3 protein-coding genes are annotated in these 3325 nt (G+C 39.5%); all 3 read left to right on the top strand.

The genetic code is table 11. The features are described from left to right. Positions 1-1916, top strand: a 1916-nt coding sequence (locus E1176_RS03590; protein ID WP_222933070.1) for a M23 family metallopeptidase, incomplete at its 5' end; no start/stop codon positions are given. A gap of 13 nt (positions 1917-1929) precedes the next feature. Next, the gene (gene bcp / locus E1176_RS03585) at positions 1930-2379 is read left to right on the top strand and encodes a thioredoxin-dependent thiol peroxidase (protein WP_155209204.1); all 450 of its coding nucleotides are present in this window, start codon (positions 1930-1932) and stop codon (positions 2377-2379) included. Positions 2380-2490: 111 nt separating this feature from the next. Next, the coding region (locus tag E1176_RS03580) for a transketolase (protein ID WP_155209203.1) at positions 2491-3325 on the top strand (835 nt) is incomplete at its 3' end.

Below are 3325 nucleotides of genomic sequence, written 5' to 3'. Positions count from 1 at the left end.
CGAAAAACTACTGGACTTTGAAATTAAATAAACTATACTTCTGCTTATTATTCATAATATTCACCACTGGCAATACGGTTTTTGCTCAGTTGGAAGAATCATTAAAAACTGATGAGCCCTATTACCTCTTCCCTATCAAACCGGGTGAGCGAAATTCACTTGCGGGCACTATGGGAGAGCTCAGATCTTCTCACTTCCATACAGGCCTGGATATCCGTACAGAAGGTAGAATTGGTTTACCTGTTCAATCATCTGCAGATGGGTATATATCAAGAGTGGCGGTATCTACCTCCGGCTATGGCAATGCCTTGTATGTAACACACCCTAACGGCCATACCACAGTCTATGCACACTTAGATAAATTTAATGGGCCTATTGCTGAATATGTAAAAAAGGAACAGTACCGAAGAAAGACCTCAGCACTCAATTTGTACTTTCATAAAAACAGGTTTGAGGTAAATAAAGGTGACGTAATTGCCTACTCCGGCAATAGTGGCTCATCCGGAGGCCCTCATTTGCATTACGACATAAGAGATCAAAACAACAATGTACTTAACCCTCTAAAATACGGTTTTGGAGAAATACTGGATAACACACCACCTGTGGCTCAGAAGCTAGCCATTAAAACCTTAGACAAATACGCACGGGTAGATGGTCAGTTTGGCAGAAAAGAATATGACCTGAGAAGAGTAGGTAACGATTATACTATCGATAAACCCATTGCTGCTTATGGCAAAGTAGGTTTAGAAATATATGCTTATGATAAGTTAGACAACTCCAGGTTTAGGTGTGGCATCACAAATATAGAAGTGCTTGTTGATGGAGAATCAATATTTGAGCAAAACATCGACATGCTGTACTTTTCTAAACAGAGAAATATATTGGTGCATATGGATTACCCAGAGTTGCGCGAAACAGGACAGCGATACCACAAACTTTATGTAGATGATGGCAACGAATTACATTTTTATTCGGCTCAGAATGAAGGCAAACTGAATCTTGGAACTGATTGCAAAAAGCAAGTAAAGGTCAAAATGACGGACAGCTATCGAAACGTAAGCTACCTGGATTTTGAAATCAATTGTAAGCTGCCTGATCATACAGTGACTGGCACGAATATTAACAAAAACACACCTACACTCCTAGAAAATACATTGGTGATCTCTGTTACGGCAAATAGCTCAGAAAATGCACTGGACTTATATTTACCTGAAAAGAATACAATTCCAGCATCATATGTAGTGGGTAATGAAGCTGTTTACCTTTGGGATATGAAAGAGGGCCTTCCCTACTCTGTCAGCACTGACAAAGGTGAATCTGTACTCAACTACCAAACAATGGTAGTACCGGAAACCGCATACAATTTTTACAGTAAGCATATAGACATTGATTTCCCTTCTAAAGCCCTATTTGATACATTATATATGCAATCCCGATATGAGTATGACTCTGCTACCAATCGAGAATTATTTGAAATAGGTAATGAAAGAGTACCACTTAAAAGAAACATTGGTATTTCTTTAAAACCGGAAAAGGCTTATAGTGAAAAATATGCTGTCTATGCTATGGATAGTTACAATAACCTATACTATGAGGGTGGTGTGTGGAAAGACGGACGCATCACCTTTTATTCAAGGAATTTCGGAAAATATACCATTGCTGCAGATACAGTACCTCCAAAAATTATCCCTGTAAAAACAAACAGTCAGGATCTGATGTTTAAAATCACTGACGAGTTATCGGGTATAAAATCCTATGAATGTACCATTGATGGCAATTGGGTGTTGATGCACTATGACCATAAAAGAAATCTGATCTGGTCGGAAAAATTGCACGATGAGCGCTTCAATGGAGAGGTAAAACTGACGTTAATTGATAACTCAAATAATAAAACTGAGTATAAAATAGAACTATAAAACCTAACAAATTATGGCATTAAGCGAGGGCGATAAGGCCCCAGATTTTTCAGTTAAAGATCAGGATGGAAATGTTGTAAACCTGAAGGACTACAAAGGCAAGAAAGTCGTCCTTTATTTTTACCCAAGAGACAACACCCCGGGATGCACTGCAGAAGCCTGTAATTTGAGAGACAATTATGAAGCATTGCAAAATGCCGGTTACGAGATCTTAGGCGTAAGTACCGATGACGAAAAGTCTCACAAAAAATTTATAGAAAAACAAGAATTGCCATTTAAACTCCTTGCTGATACCGAAAAGGAAATTCATGAAAAATATGGCACCTGGGTAGAAAAAAATATGTACGGTAGAAAATACATGGGTACCGCACGAAAAACCTTTCTGATTGACGAGGAAGGAAAGATCGAAGAGATTATAGGCAAGGTGAAAACCAAAGAGCATACTGCTCAAATTTTAAAATAACATTACACGAAGTCCGGGGAAATCACCTCGGACTTCGTTGCTTATTGGGCATCCACTTTCCAAAAACTTCGTTATCTTCGCACCTTTATCAATTCACTCACACTATCATCAATGAGCAATCAGCCTAATATCGAAGAATTAAAGAAAACTGCCAGTCAGGTAAGAAGAGACATTGTAAGAATGGTACACGCTGTGCAATCTGGTCACCCTGGTGGGTCACTTGGTTGTACTGAATACTTTGTAGCCATGTACGGTCACATTATGAAGCATGACAATAGCTTCAATGCTGATGGTACTAATGAAGATCTTTTCTTCCTTTCTAATGGTCACATTTCACCTGTATGGTATAGCACACTTGCCAGACATGGATATTTCGATGTTGATGAACTTAACACATTTAGAAAATTAGATTCACGCTTACAGGGTCACCCGGCTACTGAAGAAGGACTACCGGGTATTAGAGTAGCTTCAGGTTCGCTCGGTCAGGGTTTATCTGTAGCAGCTGGAGCGGCTCAGGCGAAGAAGCTCAATAATGATGATCGCCTGGTTTATGTACTTATGGGTGATGGAGAGCAGAATGAAGGTCAGGTATGGGAAGCCGCAATGTATGCTGCACACCATAATATCGATAATATTATTGCTACAATTGATTATAACAAACAGCAAATTGATGGTCCTATTGAAGAGGTAATGGATTTGAAAGACCTTAAGGCAAAATGGGAAGCATTTGGTTGGCACGTAATCGAGAGTGAAGGCAATGACATGGAGTCTTTAATCGCCTCTATCAAAGAAGCACAATCACTCACTGGTAAAGGCAAGCCGGTATTAAACCTTATGAAGACAGAAATGGGTTATGGTGTAGACTTTATGGTAGGTACGCACAAATGGCACGGCATCGCCCCTAGTGATGAGGAGCTATCAAATGCCCTGAGCCAACTAGAAGAGA

This window comes from Fulvivirga aurantia, from assembly GCF_009711475.1.
GTDB lineage: Bacteria > Bacteroidota > Bacteroidia > Cytophagales > Cyclobacteriaceae > Fulvivirga > Fulvivirga aurantia.
The sequence above is the reverse complement of the archived record's forward strand: the minus strand, read 5'-3'. Positions and strand labels throughout refer to the sequence as shown.